Annotated in this window: 19 protein-coding genes; 6 read left to right on the forward strand and 13 right to left on the reverse strand. The window is 58.9% G+C overall.

The features are described 5' to 3' along the window. Positions 1-10 precede the first annotated feature (10 nt). Entirely contained in the window at positions 11-1,714 is a 1,704-nt protein-coding gene (ctaD, locus tag EWR20_RS05500) for an aa3-type cytochrome oxidase subunit I (RefSeq protein WP_129359638.1), read from the forward strand. Between the two features lie 11 nt (positions 1,715-1,725). Continuing rightward, complete coding sequence (locus tag EWR20_RS05505; protein WP_129359639.1) at positions 1,726-2,127, forward strand: cytochrome c oxidase subunit 4; 402 nt, start codon at positions 1,726-1,728, stop codon at positions 2,125-2,127. A gap of 1,213 nt (positions 2,128-3,340) precedes the next feature. Here the strand turns inward: EWR20_RS05505 and qcrB are convergent. Genes qcrB through ctaE form a run of 4 tightly spaced genes read right to left on the reverse strand, consistent with a single transcriptional unit; the run spans position 3,341 to position 7,610 of the window. Next, entirely contained in the window at positions 3,341-4,969 is a 1,629-nt protein-coding gene (qcrB, locus tag EWR20_RS05510; protein ID WP_129359640.1) for a cytochrome bc1 complex cytochrome b subunit, read from the reverse strand. 2 nt (positions 4,970-4,971) lie between these two features. Next, positions 4,972-6,063, reverse strand: a complete 1,092-nt coding sequence (qcrA, locus tag EWR20_RS05515; protein WP_129359641.1) for a cytochrome bc1 complex Rieske iron-sulfur subunit — start codon at positions 6,061-6,063, stop codon at positions 4,972-4,974. A gap of 58 nt (positions 6,064-6,121) precedes the next feature. Continuing rightward, complete coding sequence (qcrC, locus tag EWR20_RS05520) at positions 6,122-6,916, reverse strand: cytochrome bc1 complex diheme cytochrome c subunit (RefSeq protein WP_129359642.1); 795 nt, start codon at positions 6,914-6,916, stop codon at positions 6,122-6,124. Between the two features lie 55 nt (positions 6,917-6,971). Next, positions 6,972-7,610: an aa3-type cytochrome oxidase subunit III gene (ctaE, locus tag EWR20_RS05525; protein ID WP_129359643.1), complete on the reverse strand. Its 639-nt coding sequence runs from the start codon at positions 7,608-7,610 to the stop codon at positions 6,972-6,974. Positions 7,611-7,862: 252 nt separating this feature from the next. Here ctaE and trpD point away from each other — a divergent pair, with 252 nt between their 5' ends. After that, a complete protein-coding gene (trpD, locus tag EWR20_RS05530; protein ID WP_129359644.1) occupies positions 7,863-8,918 on the forward strand; it encodes an anthranilate phosphoribosyltransferase in 1,056 nt (351 codons plus the stop codon). A gap of 61 nt (positions 8,919-8,979) precedes the next feature. Here the strand turns inward: trpD and EWR20_RS05535 are convergent, their stop codons facing one another. After that, a complete protein-coding gene (locus tag EWR20_RS05535; protein ID WP_238147603.1) occupies positions 8,980-9,399 on the reverse strand; it encodes a DUF3054 domain-containing protein in 420 nt (139 codons plus the stop codon). A gap of 161 nt (positions 9,400-9,560) precedes the next feature. Here EWR20_RS05535 and EWR20_RS05540 point away from each other — a divergent pair, with 161 nt between their 5' ends. The 3 genes from EWR20_RS05540 to EWR20_RS05550 all read left to right on the forward strand — a co-directional run bounded on the left by EWR20_RS05540 (position 9,561) and on the right by EWR20_RS05550 (position 11,857). Beyond that, complete coding sequence (locus EWR20_RS05540) at positions 9,561-10,055, forward strand: NfeD family protein (protein ID WP_129359645.1); 495 nt, start codon at positions 9,561-9,563, stop codon at positions 10,053-10,055. Positions 10,056-10,097: 42 nt separating this feature from the next. Then, entirely contained in the window at positions 10,098-11,270 is a 1,173-nt protein-coding gene (locus EWR20_RS05545; RefSeq protein WP_129359646.1) for an SPFH domain-containing protein, read from the forward strand. A gap of 233 nt (positions 11,271-11,503) precedes the next feature. After that, entirely contained in the window at positions 11,504-11,857 is a 354-nt protein-coding gene (locus EWR20_RS05550; RefSeq protein WP_129359647.1) for an RNA polymerase-binding protein RbpA, read from the forward strand. Between the two features lie 106 nt (positions 11,858-11,963). Here the strand turns inward: EWR20_RS05550 and EWR20_RS05555 are convergent, their stop codons facing one another. From EWR20_RS05555 to EWR20_RS05590, 8 genes are all read right to left on the reverse strand, one after another. Next, the gene (locus tag EWR20_RS05555; protein ID WP_129359648.1) at positions 11,964-12,719 is read right to left on the reverse strand and encodes a polyprenol monophosphomannose synthase; all 756 of its coding nucleotides are present in this window, start codon (positions 12,717-12,719) and stop codon (positions 11,964-11,966) included. A gap of 134 nt (positions 12,720-12,853) precedes the next feature. Further along, on the reverse strand, positions 12,854-13,711 hold the full coding sequence (locus EWR20_RS05560) for a hypothetical protein (protein WP_129359649.1): 858 nt from the start codon (positions 13,709-13,711) through the stop codon (positions 12,854-12,856). Continuing rightward, positions 13,708-16,557 carry a DEAD/DEAH box helicase gene (locus tag EWR20_RS05565; protein WP_129359650.1) on the reverse strand — a complete coding sequence of 950 codons (2,850 nt, stop codon included), beginning with the start codon at positions 16,555-16,557 and terminating at the stop codon, positions 13,708-13,710. Before EWR20_RS05565 ends, EWR20_RS05560 begins: the two co-directional genes overlap by 4 nt. Positions 16,558-16,647: 90 nt before the next feature. Next, entirely contained in the window at positions 16,648-17,490 is an 843-nt protein-coding gene (gene tatC / locus EWR20_RS05570) for a twin-arginine translocase subunit TatC (protein WP_238147604.1), read from the reverse strand. Between the two features lie 98 nt (positions 17,491-17,588). After that, positions 17,589-17,879: a Sec-independent protein translocase subunit TatA gene (gene tatA, locus EWR20_RS05575; RefSeq protein WP_129359651.1), complete on the reverse strand. Its 291-nt coding sequence runs from the start codon at positions 17,877-17,879 to the stop codon at positions 17,589-17,591. Then, entirely contained in the window at positions 17,869-18,240 is a 372-nt protein-coding gene (locus EWR20_RS05580; RefSeq protein WP_129359652.1) for a hypothetical protein, read from the reverse strand. Before EWR20_RS05580 ends, tatA begins: the two co-directional genes overlap by 11 nt. Positions 18,241-18,296: 56 nt before the next feature. Further along, positions 18,297-20,324 carry a helix-turn-helix transcriptional regulator gene (locus EWR20_RS05585; RefSeq protein ID WP_129359653.1) on the reverse strand — a complete coding sequence of 676 codons (2,028 nt, stop codon included), beginning with the start codon at positions 20,322-20,324 and terminating at the stop codon, positions 18,297-18,299. Positions 20,325-20,368: 44 nt separating this feature from the next. Continuing rightward, positions 20,369-20,764 (reverse strand): FKBP-type peptidyl-prolyl cis-trans isomerase, encoded by a 396-nt coding sequence (locus EWR20_RS05590; RefSeq protein WP_129359654.1) that lies wholly within the window; start codon positions 20,762-20,764, stop codon positions 20,369-20,371. Positions 20,765-20,821: the final 57 nt, after the last annotated feature.

The raw sequence follows: 20,821 nt of genomic DNA on the forward strand, positions 1-20,821 counted from the left end.
GGGAGTACCGGTGTCTACATTCGAGTATTCAGCTGAAGAAACAACGGTTGCGCAACGCACCGTTCCCCGGTCTCGGGGACGGATCGTCGTCAGCTGGTTGACTTCGACCGACCACAAGACCATCGGATACATGTATCTGATCGCGTCCTTCATCTTCTTCTTGCTGGCCGGCATCATGGCCCTCGTGATGCGCCTCGAGCTATTCGAGCCCGGCATGCAGATCCTGGAGACCAAAGAGCAGTTCAACCAGCTGTTCACCATGCACGGCACCCTGATGTTGCTGATGTTTGGTACCCCCATGTTCATCGGCTTCGCCAACGTGATCGTGCCCCTGCAGATCGGCGCTCCCGACGTCGCTTTCCCGCGACTTAACGCGCTTGCCTTCTGGTTCTTCCTGTTCGGCTCCCTGGTCGCCATTTCCGGCTTCATCACGCCCCAAGGCGCGGCATCGTTCGGTTGGTTCGCCTATGCGCCGTTGAACTCCACCACGTACAGTCCAAGCGTGGGCGGAGACCTGTGGGTCTTCGGCCTTGCCCTACAGGGCTTCGGCACCATCATGGGCGGCGTCAACTTCTTGACCACCATCCTCTGCATGCGTGCTCCGGGCATGACCATGTGGCGCATGCCAATCTTCACCTGGACCACGTTGATTACGGCGATCCTCCTCATCATGATCTTCCCGCCGTTGGCAGCCGCGCTGTTTGCCTTGGGTATGGATCGTAGGCTGGGCGGTCATATCTTCGACGCCGAAAATGGTGGTGCGATCCTGTGGCAACACCTCTTCTGGTTCTTCGGGCACCCCGAGGTCTACGTTCTGGCCCTACCGTTCTTCGGTATCGTCTCTGAGATTATCCCGGTGTTCTCACGCAAACCGATCTTCGGGTACAAGGGACTCGTCTACGCGACGATCGCCATTGCTGCGCTGTCCGTGACCGTGTGGGCCCACCACATGTACGTCACCGGTGCTGTTATGCTTCCGTTCTTCTCGTTCATGACGATGATGATCGGTGTCCCTACGGGCGTGAAGTTCTTCAACTGGATTGGCACGATGTGGCAGGGATCCATAACTTTCGAGACGCCACTCTTATGGGTCTTCGGATTCCTGTTGACCTTCTTGTTTGGCGGCGTGACCGGTATTATCCTGGCTACTCCTCCGCTGGACTTCCATCTCTCGGATTCTTACTTTGTGGTCGCGCACTTCCACTACACGGTCTTCGGAACGGTCGTGTTCTGCATGTTCGGTGGCCTCTACTTCTGGTGGCCGAAGTTCACCGGCAAGATGCTCAACGAACGACTGGGCAAAATCCACTTCTGGTTGCTGTTCATCGGTTTCCACACGACCTTCCTGATCCAGCACTGGCTGGGTGTGGACGGAATGCCGCGTCGTTATGCTGATTACATGCCCGAGGACGGTTTCACCTGGATGAACCAGTTCTCGACCGTCGGCGCCATGATTCTGGCGGTGTCGATGTTGCCGTTCTTCTGGAACGTCTACATCACGACCCGCAACGGCAAAAAGGTTGAAGTCGATGATCCGTGGGGCTTTGGAAGCTCCTTGGAATGGGCGACATCCTGCCCGCCGCCGCGTCACAACTTCACGGCCCTGCCGCGAATCCGCTCGGAACGGCCTGCACTGGATCTGCACCATCCCGAGCTGTCCACCAACCACGACGTCGCGTCGGCCGCCCGCAAGGCCGCCACGGTCAATTCCTAGGAGGCAAGCAGATGCGCGAAAATGGCATTCTTTTTTGGGCCCTGTTCATCTTCCTGATTCCGGTGACACTGGTCTACGGTTTCATGACGGGATTCACCGAATGGGTCGGATTCCCGGCCCTCCTGTTGACCGCCTTGATGTCGGCGTTCTTGGGCTTCTTCTTCAGCTTCACTTCGAAGAAGCACCCCAACCAGCCCTCGGATAACTTGGACGGCGAAATCGTCGACGCCGCTGGCGATTACGGCTTCTATTCACCCTGGAGTTGGTGGCCTCTCCTCATCGCCATCGCAGCGGCGATCGGTGTTGTGGCCATGGCCATCGGCTGGTGGCTCCTCATGCTCGCGTTCCCGCTTGCCATGATTGGTCTGGTCGGTTGGGTCTACGAATACAGCCGCGGAAGCCACGCTCACTAGACTGCGAGCGTCGCACTCCCAGCGGAAGAAGGGCCCCAATCCTCAAGGAGAGGATTGGGGCCCTTCTTTTTTCTGATCGAAATCATCCAGGACGAATCCTTCAATGCTGATGGAGGTCGACGGATCTATGACCCGATGGACCCCTGGCTGCCCTAGCCGTTCTCACAAGACGAAAGGGACCTAGCTTTGGTGCTCATAGCGCCACATGTAGCAACGCATGGGGTAGGCGCCGGTACAGACAGAGAACCATTCTGCACCAACCAGAAGACCCGCTCATCCTCAGGCGGCGTATTGCGTTGGAACAGTGCACGAGGAGGCAGCTCAAGGCTGACGCTGCAAGACCGAACCCCACCGGAAGCCGATAGAGAGCCCCACCACAACACGCGGGATGCCGCCAGGATGGTTTGAGCACAGAACTCAGGCGGCCCTGTGGAAAGACAACGGCAGAGGACACTGGGGACCCTCCCCGCCACGTAGGAGGACTCCATATTCCCCTCTCGTACGTAGCTGGTGTCGGCAGCAGCCGAAACACGAGAGGCATTTCCCTGATCCTCTGCCGCTTGATGATAACGCGGCGACCAAGCAGCAACGCCGTGCATCATGATCTCGTTACGTTCCCAACGATGAATTTGAGCCTCGCGACGCCGTGTCGAACGTGCGTAGCCCTGAGCCTTGATTGCACCACATCGCCCTGCTATGGCCGCTATGTTTTTCACCCCCAAACCGCATATGAGGTGTCGGCTCTCAACGCGCTTCCGGGAACGCCTTAATAAGGGTGGCGCGGACGCTATTGAACGAAATCGTGGCGAGTGGGGGAGAGTTCCCTGCTCGAGGAAGTAGCCGACCAGAAAGCACTCAGATCGCAACGCAGGTATGGAAATACCGTAATAGCCCGCGCACCGGCACGCAGACCGCGGACACAGGTTGAGGGGCGGCCATGGGCTAGTGCTCTTTCGCGGCTAGGGAGAGATGAGCCTCATACCGCCGTGAACACTCATGGATGTAAGAACGCCGCAGGGCAGAGCCGGGAACGCGCCCAGGGTGGGACCCACCCCATGAACCGTATTGAGAAGAACACGTTCTTCACACAACCCAGAGAATCAATTCCTGGCCCAGTACAACAGGCGGAGGGGCTACGGGGGGCCTCCGGGCAGAGAAAACCCCCGGCCCTCACAATCGAGGGCCGGGGGTTTCAGGTCAGTGACAGACCGGCTTAGTGGTCACCAGATTCCAACTCGTGGTGCTCATGCGCTGCCTCCAGCTCTGCCGGCGAGACCGGGGCAACCCGGTCCTCGAAGAATAGGCGGGAAATCCGGCCACGAATCTTCTCGCTTCCGGTAACCTTGCCCTTCTTATTCGGCTCAGCAGGCTGAACCTGGGGCGCGTTGAAGTTGACGAGGCGATACCGGTCGTATTCATTGAGGGGTTCGTGAACCTCAATGAATTCACCGTGAGGCAACTGGACAACACGTCCGGTCTCGATGCCGTGGAGTACGAGTTCCCGGTCCTTCCGTTGCAAGGCCAAGCAGATTCGTCGCGTTATCTCGAATGCGATGAACGGACCAAAGAAGAAGAAGAAACGGAGTACGTATGCCACGTCATTGAGAGCCACATGGAAGTGGGTCGCAATCAAGTCCGAGCTGGCGGCCATCATCATGATGGAATACCAAGTCACGCCTGCGGCCCCGGCGCCGGTACGGAACGGAGCGTTACGCGGGCGATCCAGAATGTGGTGTTCGCGATTGTCCTTGGTGACCCAGCGTTCAAGCCAGGGCCAGGTGAAGAACAATCCGAGCAAGATCGCAGCGGGGACCATGGGAAGGAGGACGGCCAGGACCCAAGTTCCACCGGCTTGCACCTGCCAATGCCAGGGCCATGCCCCAGGCATCAGGCGAAGCGCGCCATCGACCCAGCCGATGTACCAGTCAGGCTGGGTACCAGCCTGCACAGGGGAGGGATCATAGGGGCCGTAGTTCCAGATCGCGTTGATCGTGACCGTGCCGGCCATGATCGCAATGATGCCGAAGACGATGAAGAAGAAGCCGCCTGCTTTGGCAGCGTAGACCGGCCCCACGGGGAAACCGACAACGTTCTTCTCGGTGCGTCCCGGGCCGGGGTACTGCGTATGTTTGTGGACGACGACCATGAACAAGTGGATCGCAACCGTCAACAAGATCAACGCCGGGATGATCATGATGTGCAGGGTGTACAAGCGTCCAATGACAGCATGTCCCGGGAACTCTCCACCGAAGAAGAAGAGGGAGAGGTGCGTACCGACCAAGGGGATGGCTTTCATCACCCCGTCGATAATCCTCAGGCCGTTGCCCGAAAGAACGTCGTCGGGAAGCGAATAGCCGGTGAAGCCTGCCGCCATGGAGAGGACGAAGAGCATCCCACCGACGACCCAGTTGAGCTCACGCGGACGCCGGAACGCGCCGGTAAAGAACACACGCATCATGTGCACGGCGATTGCCACGACGAACATCAGCGCGGCCCAGTGATGGACCTGGCGCATAAATAGGCCACCGCGGATATCGAAAGAGATGTGCAGCGTGGATGCGTAGGCAGCCGACATCTCGACGCCCTTCATCGGCACATAGCTGCCGTCGTAGACCTTGGAGGTCATCGACGGGTCGAAGAAAAACGTCAGATACGTGCCGGAAAGGATAAGAATGACGAGGCTATAAAGAGCGACCTCGCCGAACATGAACGTCCAGTGGTCCGGGAAGATCTTCCGGCCGAATTCACGGACTATTCCGGAAAGACCGACGCGGGTGTCGACAAAATTAGCGATACGCCCCGGCGTTGTCGAGGCCTGGTATTCGTTTACAGCATTAGACATGTTTAGGCCTCACTCGCCATCTCTTGCTTCTGCTTGCCGCGTTCCCAGTAAGCCGGACCGACCGGCTCGTGGAAATCGCTGCGGGCCACGAGGTAGCCCTCTGAATCGACCGTAATCGGCAACTGGGGCAGCGCGTGTGCTGCGGGACCGAACACGACGGCGCATTCGTTGGCGGCATCAAACGTGGACTGGTGACAAGGGCACAGCAGGTGATGGGTGCGCTGCTCGTAGAGAGCAATGGGGCAACCAACGTGGGTGCAGACCTTGGAATAAGCAATGATGCCGTCGACGTTCCAGTCTTCGCGATCCTTTGAAACGTGCAGTTCTTCGGGATCCATACGCATCAACAGGACCACGGCCTTGGCCTTCTCCTCGAGGTACCCGTCCTCGTGAGAGATGTCCAAGATATTCTCCGGCAGAACGTGGTACGCAGAACCCATCGTGACGTCCGCTGCCTTGATAGGCGTCCCGGACGGGTCACGCACCAGACGAATACCTTTGTCCCAAAGCGTGTGCGAGAGAACCTTCGTATCGATCGGACCCAACTCGCGGAACAAGGTGATGAAGGTGAGCGGCGCAAGAATGATCGCCCCGATCATCGTGTTGCGAAGCAAGGGACGACGCTTGATCCCGGACTCGTCGATGATGGTCTCGACGATCTCTTGGGCCTCCGCCCGGGAATCCTCCGAGCTGATCTCGTGACGCATCTCGACCATCTCGTGGTCGGGCATCAGAGTTCTGGCCCACTGAACGATCCCGATACCGATTCCGAACATCGTGCAGGCAATACCCAATCCGAGCAACAGATTCTGCAGACGCAGATTGCTGGTCGGGTCCGGGTTATTGACGTTGTACATGTCGCCGCTGGCCTTGATCGCGAAAAATCCGATCCAGAACACGAACGCTCCGACGATGGAGAGAACGAAGAGCCAGGAAACCTGGTGCTCAGCACGCTTCGCGCGCTTGGGATCCAGGTCGGTCAGACGCGGTTCGTGATGCGGTAGACCCGGATCCGGGAACTGTTCCTGGTTCTGGTCTCCTGAGGTAGCAACGGCGCCGGAACGCTCCGGTGCTCCGTCACGATGGTTGCCCATGTGATCCTCTAACTTCCTTGGTACGAGCTGCTGGTAGGTGTGTGATGCTCGAGCGAGCTTACGCGGACCGCGAGGTCAGCCAAACGGTGAAACCGATGACAAGGCCCAAGCCGATGGTCCAGATGAACAACCCCTCTGAAACCGGTCCGAGGGAGCCAAGGGCCAACCCACCGGGGGAGCCGTTGGTATCCTGCGCCTTCAGATAGGTGATGACATCTCGCTTTTCATCGGGGGTGATGTTGGCATCGTTGAAGACAGGCATGTTCTGCGGGCCGGTCTCCATGGCCTCATAAATGTGCTGCTCTGAAACACCCATGAGAGTCGGGGCGAATTTGCCCCGCGTCAACGCACCGCCCGAACCGGCTGCGTTGTGGCACATTGCACAGTTGGCGAGGAACACCTTGGCGCCATTCGCGGCATCACCCTTGCTGGTGTCCAGTGACTCCTCATCGGGGACACCGGGGCCAGCGCCGAGCGAGGCGACGTAGGAAGAAAGCTGCTTGGTCTGGTCTTCGTTGAACTGGCCGGGCTTGAGTTGAGCCTGAGTCCCCTGCATCTGCATGGGCATACGGCCGGTGCCGACCTGGAAGTCGACTGCGGCTGCGCCGACGCCGACCAACGAGGGTCCGTTCTCGGTTCCCTCGGCATTAGTTCCGTGACAGGTAGCGCAGTTCGACTGGAACAGCTTCTGTCCAGCGGCGATGTCATCGGCCGTATAGCTCTGATTGGAGTCGGCCTTGGCCTGATTGGTGGCGGAGGCAACTGCATAGAGGCCGCCAGTCAGGACGAGGGCGACAGCCAAAAGAATGATGGCCGCCAGCGGATGACGCCGCTTCTGGGAAAGTGCCTTCACGTCAAGAGTTCCTTTGTCTGTGTGTGATTGATGTGTGGGCCGGCGATCCTCGTGTCTACTTCACGAAGTAAACAACGATGAACAGCACAATCCAGACGACATCGACGAAGTGCCAGTAGTAAGACACCACGATTGCAGAAGTCGCCTCATAGTGGCCGAATCGTTTTGCGACGTACGCGCGTCCGATAATGAACAGGAATGCAATCAGGCCAGCGGTCACGTGCAGGGCGTGGAAGCCCGTCGTGATGTAGAACGCTGAACCGTAGGCACTCGCCGCGATGGACACGCCTTCTGAGACGAGGGTCGCGTACTCCATTGCCTGGACGCTGACGAAAACAGCGCCCATGACGAAGGTCAGCAGGAACCACTCGGTCATGCCCCATTTGCCGACCTGCCAGATGGAGCCGGTGCGGCGGGCCTTGAGCTGCTCGGCCTTGAATACGCCGAACTGGCAGGTCACTGAACTCAGGACGAGCACAATTGTGTTCGCCAGAGCCAATGGCACTTCGAGATGATGAGTGTTTTCCGCCCACACGTCAGGCGCTGTGGCGCGCAGGGTGAAGTACATGGCGAACAGTCCGGCAAAGAACATCAGCTCACTCGCCAACCAGACCACCGTGCCTACGGACACGATGTTGGGACGATTGAGTGTCGGTTGTGCCGACTTACTGGGAGTATGGGTTGCAGTTGTCACATAGACATTATGTCTGTAAAACTCTCGCCGAACCAACAGCAACGCCCTCTGAGGCTCCCGGCGTGTCACGAGACGATCCACAAAACCCCGCTCATCCGCGGTTTTCCAGGGCAGATAGGACTTCTTGGCTTTTAAAGTCACGTAATGGTGGGACGATCACCACAATTATCCCCCCAGGCTATTCACAGCTTGTAGTCAGGTTCCGGGTCTAGGGGTCACAGGGGGGAGGGTTTTATCGCTTAGGGTTGCCCTATGAGCAACACCCAAGACCCCACGAATCAGCCCACCTGGAAGAGCCTCATCAACGCGATCGAGCGTCACGAAGACCTGAATTACGATGAGGCCGCATGGGCCATGCGGGAGATGATGAGCGGGGCCGCAGATCCGGTTCACGTTGCTGCGTTCCTGGTGGGTCTTCACACCAAGGGGGAGACAGCCGAGGAGCTGCACGGGCTCTCGGAGCAGATGCTCGACATGGCAGAGCCATACAGCGGCCCTCGCGAAGCGGTGGACATCGTCGGCACCGGAGGGGATCAGCACAACACGGTGAACATCTCCACGATGGCTTCGTTGGTCATGGCGGGGGCCGGGGTCAAGGTGGTCAAACACGGAAACCGGGCTTCGTCCTCCTCGACAGGGTCTGCTGACGCCCTCGAGCGACTAGGCCTGCCTCTTGACGCACCAGCCGACCGGGTTGAGGCCTCAGTGGGCGAAGTGGGCATTTCATTCCTCTTCGCCAACACGTACCACCCAGCCATGCGATACATAGGTCCGATTCGCCGGACTCTAGGAGTCCCTACCGTCTTCAACTATCTGGGCCCCCTCGCCAACCCTGCACGCGTGGTTTCCTCGGTGATCGGCGTATCAAGTGCCCGCATAGCGCCTCTCATGGCGGACGTCTTCGCACGTCGCGGAAATCACGCCCTCGTTTTCACCGGCCCGTTGAATTTGGATGAGCTCAGTCTGATCGGACCCACTCAGATGTGGGAGGCCCATGACGGAACACTGGAAGAGAGTGTCATCGAAGTCGCAGATATCAACCTGCCTTCCAACACCCTCGCGGACATCACTGGCAAGGATCCGGAATTCAATGCAGACGTCATTCGCCGCCTTGTAGCAGGGGAGGGCGGCCCAATTCGCGACACCGTTGTTCTGAACGCCGCAGCCGGACTGGTGGCCGCCTCCGACGACACTTCTTCACCGCTGATCGAGCGAATTAATCACGCAATAGGTCGTGCGCAGGAATCGATCGACTCGGGGCGTGCCCAGAAGGTATTGACCAAATGGATTGAATTCCTCATGGGTTAACCCTAAAGTAAAGGTTAAAGTTACGTGAGTTTTTTGGGGGAGTTCTCTTATTCTTGGACTCCTAGTGGCGAGTTGCCGCCCTTCTGGTCAAAAGCTTCACCAGCAACCTGTAGCCGATGAGAAATACAGCGTTGACAATGGTTGCAACGAGGATAAAGGACCAATGCGTTCCTTCGCCGACTATGGCCCTCAGGACCATTCCCACAATGACCGTGGCCAGCCACACCGTAATACCAGTCGGGAAAACCGCCTGAGGGGCTCGCCAAGCGCGGACGATCAGCCAGCCAATGACTGCACCCGCGAGAAACGGCCAGGCTGTGGAGAACGTGCCTGAGAGGTTCTCACCGTGAGAGCTTCTGCCAATGGCCGCAAAGACAACGACGAGGACGATATCGGCCACGAGGAACAGCCACACCGGGGCCTTGTGCATGCGAGGGTGGCTTGAGGCATTATTGCGATTGACGCTGGCATTCTGAGTCATGCTTCGAATCTAGTCGAGGAGCGGCCATGCAATCCACGACGGGGCAGCGGCCAAGTCGTTTACTTTACATAATGTAGATTATCGGCGTTATATGTATGTTCAGCCGACCGTGGATTCCTTGGCCCTATAGAACTTTGCGGGCACCATGGTGAATACAACCTATGGAAGGAATCTCACTCGTGCTGACCTGGATCGCAGAAAATCCATTTGCGGTGTGGCTGATTGCCGTCATCGTGCTCGCAGTGATCGAAATGCTGTCTCTCGATTTCTTTTGCCTCATGCTTTCGGGCGGCAGTCTCGCCGCAACGATCACGGCTTTGATAACACACAGCTGGACGATTCAAGTCGTCGTATTCGCTGTGGCATCTGTTCTGCTGATCTTCGTCGTGAGGCCCATTATCGTGCGACGTTTGGGTCGCAACGCGCCTCAGAGCTCGAGCAATGTGGATCGGCTCCTGGGCCAGCGGGTTGAGGTTCTCGAGACGATCTCCAATACCTCGGGGCTGATTCGACTCGAAGGTGACCATTGGACAGCACGTATGGTTAACCACGAGGGTTCTATCCCCGCGGGCTCGTTTGCCGTTGTACGCAGTATTGCTGGCGCCACGGCCATGGTCGAGGCAGCGGACTCTCCCGGTATCGACCGAGAATCCTAGAAAGCCCATCCGACCCAAGAACCACCAAGGAAGGTGCAGAAAATGACAGCACTTATTGTTGTGCTGGTACTCCTGATCCTGTTCGTGGTGATCGCGCTATTCAAGGCTGTGCGCATCATCCCTCAGGCTAAGGCAGGTATCGTCGAAAGACTCGGAAAGTACCAGACCACCCTGAACCCCGGGCTGCATTTCGTGGTCCCCTTCATTGACCGCGTCCTTCCGCTCATTGACTTGCGCGAACAAGTCGTCTCGTTCCCCTCGCAGTCCGTCATCACTGAGGACAACCTCGTCGTAGGTATCGATACCGTCGTGTACTTCCAGGTCACGGATCCTCGGGCAGCGACCTACGAGATCACCAACTACATTCACGCCGTCGATGAGCTGACGAGCGCAACGTTGCGCAATGTCGTCGGCGGGCTGAATCTCGAGGAAGCTCTGACCTCGCGAGACCAGATCAACGCCGAACTCAGGGGTGTTCTGGACAGCACGACCGGCCGCTGGGGTCTGCGGGTATCACGCGTGGACATCAAGGAGATCCAGCCGCCCCTGTCGATCCAGGACTCGATGGAAAAGCAGATGCGCGCCGAACGTGATCGCCGTGCGGCGATTCTTACGGCGGAAGGCGCCAAGCAGTCGTCAATCCTCACGGCCGAGGGCGAGCGTCAGGCTTCCATTCTTTCCGCCGAAGGCGACGCGAAAGCGGCAATCTTGCGTGCCGATGGCGAGGCTCAGGCCATCCACAAGGTCTTTTCCGCCATTCACAAGGCAAATCCGACGCAGAAGCTGTTGAGCTATCAGTATCTGCAAACCCTGCCGAAACTGGCCGAGGGCGATTCCAACAAACTGTGGTTCGTGCCGACCGAGCTCGGTGACGCATTGCGCGGAATCGGAAAGGCTTTTGGAGACGGCCAAGGTGTCGACCCCATGAACCCATTCACGCCGAATTCCGCGGACGAAGAGCCCGCCCCGGATGTTCCTGACGATGACGGCCCGATCGTCGATACGCCGGATCTGAAGGTTACTGAAGAGGACCTCAAACCCAATATCAATCAGACCAGCGTGGATCCCGACGAATTCGAGATGCCTCCGTCGAGCATCGATCCCGATGAACCGCTTCAACCTGACTCGGATTTGTCCGAGCAGGCAGATGAGCCATCACCCGAGCGTGAGAATAACGACAACGGACGCACCTACGGGATTCCCGGTCAGAAGTAACAGGAACCAAGCCCCTACTAGCGGCTCTTCCCTGACTCTTGCGGCGCCGCACGCACACCGTAACCGGGTGGGTGCGGCGCCGTGGGCTTCAGGCTTCGACGAGTCTCGCCAACGGCGGTGACGGATTTCGAGTCCGGCTACTGAGGATGAGAACATAGGTGGGAATAATTGTGAGTGCGTTGGCGCTGAATCATGTGTCGTGACCGCGCTTTCACCTGGGAAGGAATAAATCAATGAGTGACCGTAGCCTTCGAGGCATGCGCCTCGGCTCGCAGTCCATGGAATCCGAGCAGGGTGTCCAGCCCGCCCCGCGTCAGCGCGTCGAATACCGTACCGAGGACGGCGAACAGGTTTTCGTGACCTTCGCCGCCGAGGCCGAGATTCCGTCCACCTGGACCGCCAAATCGGGCAAGGAAGCCGTTCTCATGGACGGATCCAAGCCTGAGGTCGGCAACGAAAAGCCTGTTCGCACGCACTGGGACATGCTCCTCGAACGCCGCTCGATGGAAGAGCTGGAAGAAACGCTCCAGAAGCGCATCGAGTACTACCGGGAACGCCACGAGCTTCCGGCGGAGCAGGAAAGCTAGTCGATAGCGCGCCTATCGGAGTCGGGAAATGATGACCCGAGGCAAAAGGACCGGGGCAACACCTTGTGAGGTGTTGCCCCGGTCCTTTTTGGCCTCTTCCCTAGGTCTAGAGGTTTGAGCCTAAAGCCCGTGCCTTATTGCTCAGGGTCTTGGCGCGAGCCCCGAGACCCCAGCGGGCAACCTTGAACATGGACTCGAGGATGACGCCCGAGTCCATCTTGGAATCCCCCAGCTCACGCTCGACAAACGTGATTGGCACTTCCGTTATGGTCAGTCCGGCCAGCTCGGTTCGCCAGCCCAAATCGATCTGGAAACAGTATCCGACGGACTCGATGGTATCGAGATCAATGCGCTCAAGGGTCCCCCGACGAAACGCTCTGTATCCGGCCGTGATGTCCTTGACACTGGTTCCGAGGATCGTCTGCGCGTAGAAATTTGCACCCCGGGACAGGAACTGGCGATGCCACGGCCAATTGATGGTCTGGCCGCCGGGTACATAACGGGATCCAATGGCCAGATCGGCGCCGTTATCCACCGCTTCGAGAAGCCGGCCCAATTGCTCCGGCTGGTGCGAAGAATCCGCGTCCATCTCGACGAGGACTTCGTAATCGCGGTCCAGGCCCCATTTGAATCCCGCAATATACGCTGCTCCGAGTCCGCCCTTGCCCTTGCGGTGAAGCACATGGATCTTGCTGTCCTGCGCTGCCAGCCCGTCGGCCAAATCTCCGGTGCCGTCCGGGCTGTTGTCGTCCACGATGAGGACGTGTACCTCCGGTTGCGCGGCTCGCAGTCGCTTGATCACCACGGGAAGAGCCTCGAGCTCGTTGTACGTGGGTATCACTGTCAGGGTCTTTAGTTCCACTGTGAATGCTCCTGCGGAGATCTTGAAGTCACTCAGGTTGTCCTCATGACGCTTATCGGTTTAATAGTACCGGCGCTACCCTATCCCAACTCTTTCGGGATTTCTCGAGCGCGGCAGTGACTTGGCGGACGCCCCTACAACCCGTATTCCAGGGTGCCAATCCTTGCGATTTCGGCCTGGGGGTACTTCTCCCCTGCGAGCTCTGGAAGCAACGGAGTACGAGCACGAGGATCGGTGCTCCACGCTGCTATTCGCGAATCCGCGGTTTGAACCATGAGAGCTTCTGCACGCCACCCCACGAAGTCGGCATTGGCATCCGGAACGATCTGCCCGCCCAAGGGCCCGCCGACGCGGAAAAGCCTCCTGAGACCTCTCGTCTGAGCTGTGAAAGTCGCCCGAGTCGGCAGGCCTGTCTCATCCGAGAGCAACCGGAGCCCCTGGGTAGCCCATGCCCACGGGTTGATAATCGGGTCCTCTTGCGTGGATTTTTCAGCAGGGACGAGGCCGACCGCTGTGCCTGCGCGCAATTCTTCGCGTATCACGTCGATCCAACCTCGATCCTCGAGACTCGCCTCGACCAATAGACCAGCCTCGGAATGTGAAAATTTTGTGTCCGAGGCACGGCGGACTTCGACCCCCGCCGGCAAGTCATGGCCGAAGTCTTCCGCAAATGAATGAAAAGCCGGCTTCTCGTCTCCTTCGCCCACAATACAGGCGGTGTAGCCGGCAGAAACCAAGGCCCTGGTCTCGTCCTCGGCGGGGGCATCTCCCCCACCGCGAGCAACAAAACCGGGCACGAGAACGAGCCCGTCCAAATCCACCGTTGTGACCTTGTTATCAGTCAGGGAATCGGCACCGGCCTCTTCACCGACCCAAACCACGCGGTCGCCTTGGACAAGCACGGCCGTCGCAAACGGGTCCGCAGGACTGTACACGGATCCGTTCCGATACATGACGGTCTCCTGACCGCGATTCTGAGTTGAGATTCTCATACCTCTTCCGATTCTTCGTAGTCGATGCCCGAGGAGTCGTTCTCGGTACCCACGGGCGTGTCCAATTCGTGAATGATGACCCCGCGTTTGATCAAGTTGATCGCTGCTTCGCATCCGGTACGCCACATGGGATCGTCAACCGCGTGTCCCAGCTGGTCCAAGGCGTCGATCACCTGCTTCGTGGCTCGCACGAAGTCTCCCGCAACAAGGCCCGAACCCTCCAGGCTCTTCGAGAGAGACTCGCCCCTCGCCCACCGATAAATGGACCACATGAGGCCGACATCGGGAACAGGGGTCTCCGGCAGACGATGATGTCGCTCACGTCCGGTCAACTCCGTCCACACACCGTGCAGCCTTGTCACCTTGTCTTCCAAACCAGCCGGGTAAGTCCTTAGGAATACGGTTTCATCGCGCTTACCAGAGAACACCAGAGGAGAGACAGCCGCACACATCGCCGCCGGATCCAGCCCCTCGAAGTAGCCGTCTCTCAACGCGAGGGACACCAGTAAGTCGCGCTCACCATATATTTTTCGCAGCGACTCGCCACGGGGAAGGAGCCGAGGTTCGCCTCCGGCGTCTGGGGCCACATAGTCGTAATCGGTCAAGAGCTCGAGGATATTGGCAAACCTCTTTGCAATCGTATTGGTCCGCGAGTCGATCTGCTGCCGCAGCGAATCGGTCTCCTTCTTCAACTTCACCCAACGATTGAACCAGCGAGCGTGGTCTTCCCTTTCCGAGCAACCATGACAGGCATGAGATTCAACAGCACGTCGCAGATCGCCGATTTCTTGCTTTTCTCGGTTCGGGGCTTCGAAATCGGGTGTTCGCGGAGGCTTGACGGTTCGCGGAGGCTTTCCCTCGTCCAGGGCAGATTGAATCCGAGCAGACATATCACGGCGGTCCTGCGGAGTCCGGCCCGTGAAGTGCTTAGGGACCTTGACCTTCGAAACAGGTTGAATGGGCCCATCAAAGTCGGACGGGCCGATCACACGCAAATGCGCGGAAGTCGTCACAACCCCGATTCGTGTCTCGAAGCCGCCTTGGGGCTTTCCCACCACCACGGCCGGTCCCGAGTTTCGCCCACGAGGTATATCGACAACGTCCCCCGGGACCAAGAGCTGCATCGTGGATTCGACTGCGGAGCGGCTGACCCGTTTGCGATCCCGAGAGTACCGCTTTTCGGTTTGATTCAACTTGTACTTCAAGTTGGCGTATTCGACGTAGTCCCCGAGGTGGCATGTCATGGACTCTTCGTAACCGGCGAGGGCCTTCTCTTGCTTGCGCACTTTCGACGCGAGGCTCACGACCGACTTGTCCGCTTGGAACTGGGCAAACGATGATTCCAGAATGCTCATGGCCCGATCGGCGCCGAACTGGTCCAGAAGGTTGACCGACATGTTGTACGTCGGCTTGAAGCTCGAGTAGAGAGGATATGTTCGTCGAGAAGCCAGGCCGGCGATGGCCTTCGCGTCCATTCCGTCGTTCCACAGGACAACGGCATGTCCTTCGACGTCGATCCCCCGCCGCCCGGCCCGGCCGGTCAACTGGGTGTATTCACCGGGGGTGATGTCCACGTGTTGTTCGCCGTTGAACTTGGAGAGCTTTTCTATTACGACGCTTCGTGCAGGCATATTGATGCCCAGCGCAAGCGTCTCGGTCGCGAACACGACTTTGACGAGTCCCTGCGTGAACAAATGCTCCACGATTTCCTTGAAGAGCGGAAGCATACCCGCATGGTGCGAAGCGATGCCCCTCGAAAGGCCTTCGCGCCAGTCGTCAAACCCTAGGACCCTCAGGTCCTTGAGATCGACTTTTGCCGTCGCTTCAGCGATATAGGCTCGGATCAGCTGCGCCTGCCGCTGATCGGTCAGCCGGATATCCGCGTCGATACACTGCAGAACGGCGTCGTCGCAGGCGGCCCTGGAAAAGATGAAGTAAATCGCTGGCAGGAGCCCGTCTTCGTCGAGCGAATGCAAGACGACGGGACGAGGGGCGCGACGCATGGCCGGCGAGCCGGAGCGCCCTTTTCCTTGCCCTTTTCCCGGCCGTCGGCCGCGACGAGGCGGAGCGCCACGGCGAGAAGTGGCCTTGAGGAGCTCTGAATTGACCTTGATCTTCTCGGTGCCGCTTCGGCGCACTATGTCCGCGGCCTTGGAGATCGTCGTGTTGTCCGCAAAGAGATCGTAAAGTCTGTGCCCGGCCATAACATGCTGCCACAGGGGTACGGGCCGATGTTCCGAAACCACCACTTCGGTAGACCCGCGGACGGTGTCCAGCCACTGACCGAATTCTTCGGCATTGGAGATGGTCGCCGACAAGGACACAACGGCGACCGACTCGGGGAGGTGAATCATGACCTCTTCCCATACGGCGCCGCGGAATCGATCGGCGAGGTAGTGCACCTCATCCATGACGACGAAGCCGAGCTTGTCCAGCGTCGAGGATTGCGCATACAACATGTTGCGCAAGACCTCGGTCGTCATGACCATGATCGGTGCCTCGGAATTGACGGAAATGTCCCCCGTCAACAGACCGACGTTCTCCGAACCGTAGATGCGCCCCAAGTCGTGGAATTTCTGGTTAGACAGGGCTTTAATCGGCGTGGTGTAGAACGCTTTCTTGCCTTGGCGCTGGGCCAAGAACACCGCGAATTCGCCGACAACGGTTTTGCCTGCGCCCGTCGGAGCGGCCACCAGAACGCCGTCCCCTTCCTGAAGGACTTCGCAGGCTTCCCGTTGGAATTCGTCGAGAGGGAAATCCAACGTGCTCTCGAAGAGCCCTAAGGGACTCTTGAGATACTGATTGCGGGCCTTAGCCGCTTGATACTTATCGGCGTAACTGGGCATGACACCAGCTTAGCCGCCGCGGCTGAGCGTAGACTGTCGATTCAGCTCTGCGCCGCACCGGACCATTACGAGGCCACGAGCCCCTACGTTTTATCGGCCCAAGCCTTCCAATTGGTCGCTCCGAGTGGCTTCGTCGGCTTCGGTGCTGTATGTTTCCGCCAATTTCGCGCGCTTCTTGTCCCGCCGCTTGTCGTTGTACATGCAGATGGCAATGGCCAGGAAGAAGAGAACGAGGAGGGGCGCCATGAGGTAGAACATCGTCATGACATCCGTGCCGGGGGCGGTCATTGCGGCCAGCAATGCAACGATCACCACGACCCAGCGCCAAGACTTCAAGATGGTACGGCCACGAATCAGCCCCATCATGTTGACGCCGACCAGAGCGACCGGGATGACGAATGAAATACCGAAGGAAAGGATCAGCTTCACCACGAAGGAAATGTACGTTTTCGCCTCGATGAAGTTGGATTCCCCCTCGGGGGTGAATGCCGTCAGGGTCTTGACGGCAGCCGGCATGCACAGCCAAGCGATCCAGATGCCCAAGAGGAAAAGCGGCACGGATACGCACAAGAAACTCGCGGCGTAGAGTTTTTCCTTCTTGTGCAGGGCCGGCATGATGTAGGCCCACAACTGGTAGAGCCATACCGGTGATGCCAGGACCAAACCGATGGCGAGCGAGACCTGGACCATGATGTCGAAGGCTGACGCGACACCATTGAAATTGATGGTCGCATTCCGCCCGTGATCACGCGCAATATCGGCTATGGGGCTGGTGATGGCGCCCATGACCGGGTAATAGAAAAAGAATCCGGCAACAGCACCGATCACGGTTGCTATGGCGGCCTTGATGAGCCGATTGCGGAACTCTCTCAAGTGCTCCCGCAACGCCATCTGCGCCTGTGGGTTGCCTTTCCGGCTGTACTTAGTTGCCATGCTTCGGTCCGTGTCCTCGAGTCAGCAAGAAATTCCGGCCGCCCAAGGCAGCCCTGCGAGTCATCACAGGCAGGCCCTGGCGGCCGAAGAAACAGCGGCTAATTCTTTGTCTTGCCCTGATCGCGGACATCTGAATCCCCAGCCGCACCATCGGTACTGTGCGAGCCGCTGCTGTTGCCGTTGTCAACGACCTCACCATTGACAACATGTTTCTTGTTGGACGCCTCGTCCTTGTCGTCCTTCATTTCCTTGACCTCGGACTTGAAGATCCTCATCGACTGGCCGAGGCTGCGGGCCATGCCCGGAAGCTTCGGAGCACCGAAGAGCAACAGAATGATCACCAGCAGGATCAAGAGATAAATAGGATGGTCAAAGAGCCTACCGAACATGAGTTCTTCCTTTCTTGTCGCCTCGTATCAGATCCCTGATGTTCTGGGGCTGACCGAGGCGGTCACGCCGCGCGATGCGCTGGGCGACTTTGCGTTGTTGTCGCGTCGAGCGTTCGCGAAGATAATCCTCGCGAGCTTGGTGGATGGGGATGAGAATTCCCGGCACCGGCGCCTTTCGGATGCCTGTGGCCACGGAACTCGATGATTTATCCCACCGATTGGTCATATCTTCCCCGAGTGTGCCGACCTCGTTGAGAGCGCCGAAAAACCGTCGAACGGTTCGCCAGGCCAACCAAGCCAGAATCGCCGCAGATACCAAGACGAGCACCGTCCACAAAAGTATCCAAAACCACCAAGGCATAATCTCATTATAAGCATCGATAACGATTCCCTGACCTCGAATTCCGGTCGATCTCGTCACCTGGAGTCTCCGATGTCGATCCCACGGCGTCGTGCGGTGTCTGCCCAGTCGGTCTGCCACGATGCCGACTGCCACAAGGCCATCGATCCGGCGTGATGGAGCATGAGTCGGTATAAGCCGAACCAATCGATCACCGAGACTTCGAGCAGTTGCCCCGATACCTGTTGGCCTTCGCACTCTGCGTGACGCGGCACATCCACGTGCCCGACGACCTCTCCGCCCAGCGCCGCCGCCAGCGCCCTCGCGCGGTCGGCAACCCACACGGTCGTCCGTGACGGCTCTGAATGCTCATTGATTTCGGCGCCCATGGAGAGCTGTGCTGCCGGGGCGTGCAACGGACGGACGTCGCGGATTGCTTCCATCCGGTAGGTCCGCACCTGACGGTGCTCCAGGCTCTCCGCCCCGAGGTACCAGGTATTACCGCTCGAGTACACGTCCAGCGGTAAAACTTTCCGTTCGGTTGCGGACGCCTGCCCCCGAGACCTGTAAGTCATCGAGACCGCTTGCCGTTCGCTTGCGGCTTGCCTGAGCTTGTCAACGATTTCAGCAAGGTGCGGTTCCAGGCGAATCGAGAACTGATCCACCGATACCCCGGCACCGTTGGCCATCCGAACCAGTTTGCGGGAGATATCGGAGGCGGTTTGGGCATGCTGATGAGATATCTGCTCGAGCATCTGAACGGCCAGGAGCAGACGAATGATTTGATCCGGAGCGAGGTTGAGTGGTTGCTCCAGTTCTTCTGGCAATTGCACAAAGACTTCGTCCTCGTAAGCGTCGATCCGCATATATGCGCTGCCGAGAAGCTCCTCGCCAGCGTTGGCAATCGCTTCGAGGTCCTGGCGAACCTGACCTGCCGACACTCCGAGATGACGAGCGATTTCACGGGTTCCGCAGCCTGGATGACTGCCCAGAAAGGAGGCGAGGTCCACGAGGCGCACGAAGCGGCGATCATTGGACTCCCGGTTTCTGGCGCGTTTGGGTTCGACGATGCGCGCCGTGTCGCTGGCAACCAAAGCCGAGACGTCGTCCTGAAGGCTCATTGCTGTCGCGACCGCTCGGTCGACTGCCTGCTGGATACCCTCGGCGTCCAGGCCCTGCGCCCGGGGAATACCGAGAGCGACGCCAGACCCCAGCTCGGCGAGGCACCGGACCAGTTCATGCACGTCCGGAACCGTTGCCTCGGCGCTCATCAGCGTCGAACCGTTTCCGGCGGGGAAGGCTTCGGAGTGGATACGTACTCCTGTCCCCGCTTCGGACCAATCCAGAACCACGGGCAAAGCTCCGGAAGGGAACTCCAGTTGTACCGACGGCGCCGGAGCCTCGGAGACACTCTCGAGCGCCTTGCTCATCGAAAACTCACGGGGTGCTCTCGGTAGATCGCTGTCCTTGGTGGAGATACCTGTCATACGGGACAGTCGAAAATTCCTGAAGGCCTTTCGGTCGGCGTCCCACCCGCTGACGTACCAATGGCCGAACCGTTGTCCGACGCCCCACGGCCGGAGGCGCCTTGGTACCGAAACTAGTGACGTCGACGCCCGGTAGTCGAACGTCATCTCGGCGCCCTGGGCCAAGGCACCAAGAATGGTTTCCAACTGCTCTCCCCCGGAGCTGAGCCGCGGCGTCAGGTGTTCGAGTCCTCCGGAGCCAACGACGTCGCTTTCGCCGTAGCCCAGACGCCGGACCGCCTGCTCGACGTCGCGCGCGTAACTAGGATCCGACCAGAGCCGTGCGGCGATACCCAGGGTCAGGCGCTCGGCCGGGGTGAACTCGTCATTCGTGAGCCACAGGTTCTCGCGCTCAATCTGATAGACGGTCTCGCCGAAGTCTTGGGTTGTCGCCAGGCGCATGCCGAGGCTGCGCAAAGCCGCCTTGTCTCGCTCGAAGGTGCGCTCGAATGCTGCATCCGACCCGGCACGCCGATACGCTTCTATGCCCTCACGGATCCGGTCCTTGGTAACCGGTCGTTCACGCGAGAGCAAAAAGCTGTAGAGAGCGAATAGACGTTCAGGGACCGTAGCTGGCATTCGAGCTACCTGGGATCGAGAGGTTCAGTCACCGTGCGCGTCCTTCAGCGTGCGTCAACGAGATCCACGACGAAGACCAGCGCCTGATCCGGGCCGATAACGCTGCCGGCACCCCTTTTCCCGTAGGCCAGCTCGGACGGGATTTCGAGCCGACGACGGCCACCGACCTTCATGCCGATTAAACCTTCATCCCATCCCTGAATCACTTGGCCGACGCCGGCTTGGAATGCCAATGGCTCTCCGCGATTCCACGAGGCGTCGAATTCCTCGCCGTCTTCAAAGGTCACGCCGACGTAATGGCACTGCACTTGGTCGCCGCGTTCAACCGCGCGCCCGGACCCTTGGATGATGTCGGTGATGCGCAGTTCTTCCGGAACCGGCCCTTCGGGGAAGTCGACTTCAGGCTTTGTACGATCAAGGTTTCGCTGTCCAAATGACATGGTTTTCCTCTCGGAAGTTCAAGCTGGTGTTGGAATTGCGTGACCAGGCTTCTGGGC

The sequence above is a fragment of the Rothia uropygioeca genome, from assembly GCF_004136585.1.
In the GTDB taxonomy this organism is placed as follows: Bacteria; Actinomycetota; Actinomycetes; order Actinomycetales; family Micrococcaceae; genus Rothia.

What these genes read in the sequence shown, in the direction of transcription:
- trpD (WP_129359644.1), top strand. Translation starts at nt 7,863, where the DNA reads ATGAGCAACACCCAAGACCCCACGAATCAGCCCACCTGGAAGAGCCTC.
- EWR20_RS05580 (WP_129359652.1), bottom strand. Translation starts at nt 18,240, where the DNA reads ATGCCTTGGTGGTTTTGGATACTTTTGTGGACGGTGCTCGTCTTGGTA.
- EWR20_RS05590 (WP_129359654.1), bottom strand. Translation starts at nt 20,764, where the DNA reads ATGTCATTTGGACAGCGAAACCTTGATCGTACAAAGCCTGAAGTCGAC.
- tatC (WP_238147604.1), bottom strand. Translation starts at nt 17,490, where the DNA reads ATGGCAACTAAGTACAGCCGGAAAGGCAACCCACAGGCGCAGATGGCG.
- EWR20_RS05540 (WP_129359645.1), top strand. Translation starts at nt 9,561, where the DNA reads ATGGAAGGAATCTCACTCGTGCTGACCTGGATCGCAGAAAATCCATTT.
- EWR20_RS05505 (WP_129359639.1), top strand. Translation starts at nt 1,726, where the DNA reads ATGCGCGAAAATGGCATTCTTTTTTGGGCCCTGTTCATCTTCCTGATT.
- EWR20_RS05560 (WP_129359649.1), bottom strand. Translation starts at nt 13,711, where the DNA reads ATGAGAATCTCAACTCAGAATCGCGGTCAGGAGACCGTCATGTATCGG.
- qcrA (WP_129359641.1), bottom strand. Translation starts at nt 6,063, where the DNA reads ATGGGCAACCATCGTGACGGAGCACCGGAGCGTTCCGGCGCCGTTGCT.
- EWR20_RS05550 (WP_129359647.1), top strand. Translation starts at nt 11,504, where the DNA reads ATGAGTGACCGTAGCCTTCGAGGCATGCGCCTCGGCTCGCAGTCCATG.
- EWR20_RS05535 (WP_238147603.1), bottom strand. Translation starts at nt 9,399, where the DNA reads ATGACTCAGAATGCCAGCGTCAATCGCAATAATGCCTCAAGCCACCCT.
- EWR20_RS05585 (WP_129359653.1), bottom strand. Translation starts at nt 20,324, where the DNA reads ATGCCAGCTACGGTCCCTGAACGTCTATTCGCTCTCTACAGCTTTTTG.
- tatA (WP_129359651.1), bottom strand. Translation starts at nt 17,879, where the DNA reads ATGTTCGGTAGGCTCTTTGACCATCCTATTTATCTCTTGATCCTGCTG.
- EWR20_RS05565 (WP_129359650.1), bottom strand. Translation starts at nt 16,557, where the DNA reads ATGCCCAGTTACGCCGATAAGTATCAAGCGGCTAAGGCCCGCAATCAG.
- EWR20_RS05545 (WP_129359646.1), top strand. Translation starts at nt 10,098, where the DNA reads ATGACAGCACTTATTGTTGTGCTGGTACTCCTGATCCTGTTCGTGGTG.
- qcrB (WP_129359640.1), bottom strand. Translation starts at nt 4,969, where the DNA reads ATGTCTAATGCTGTAAACGAATACCAGGCCTCGACAACGCCGGGGCGT.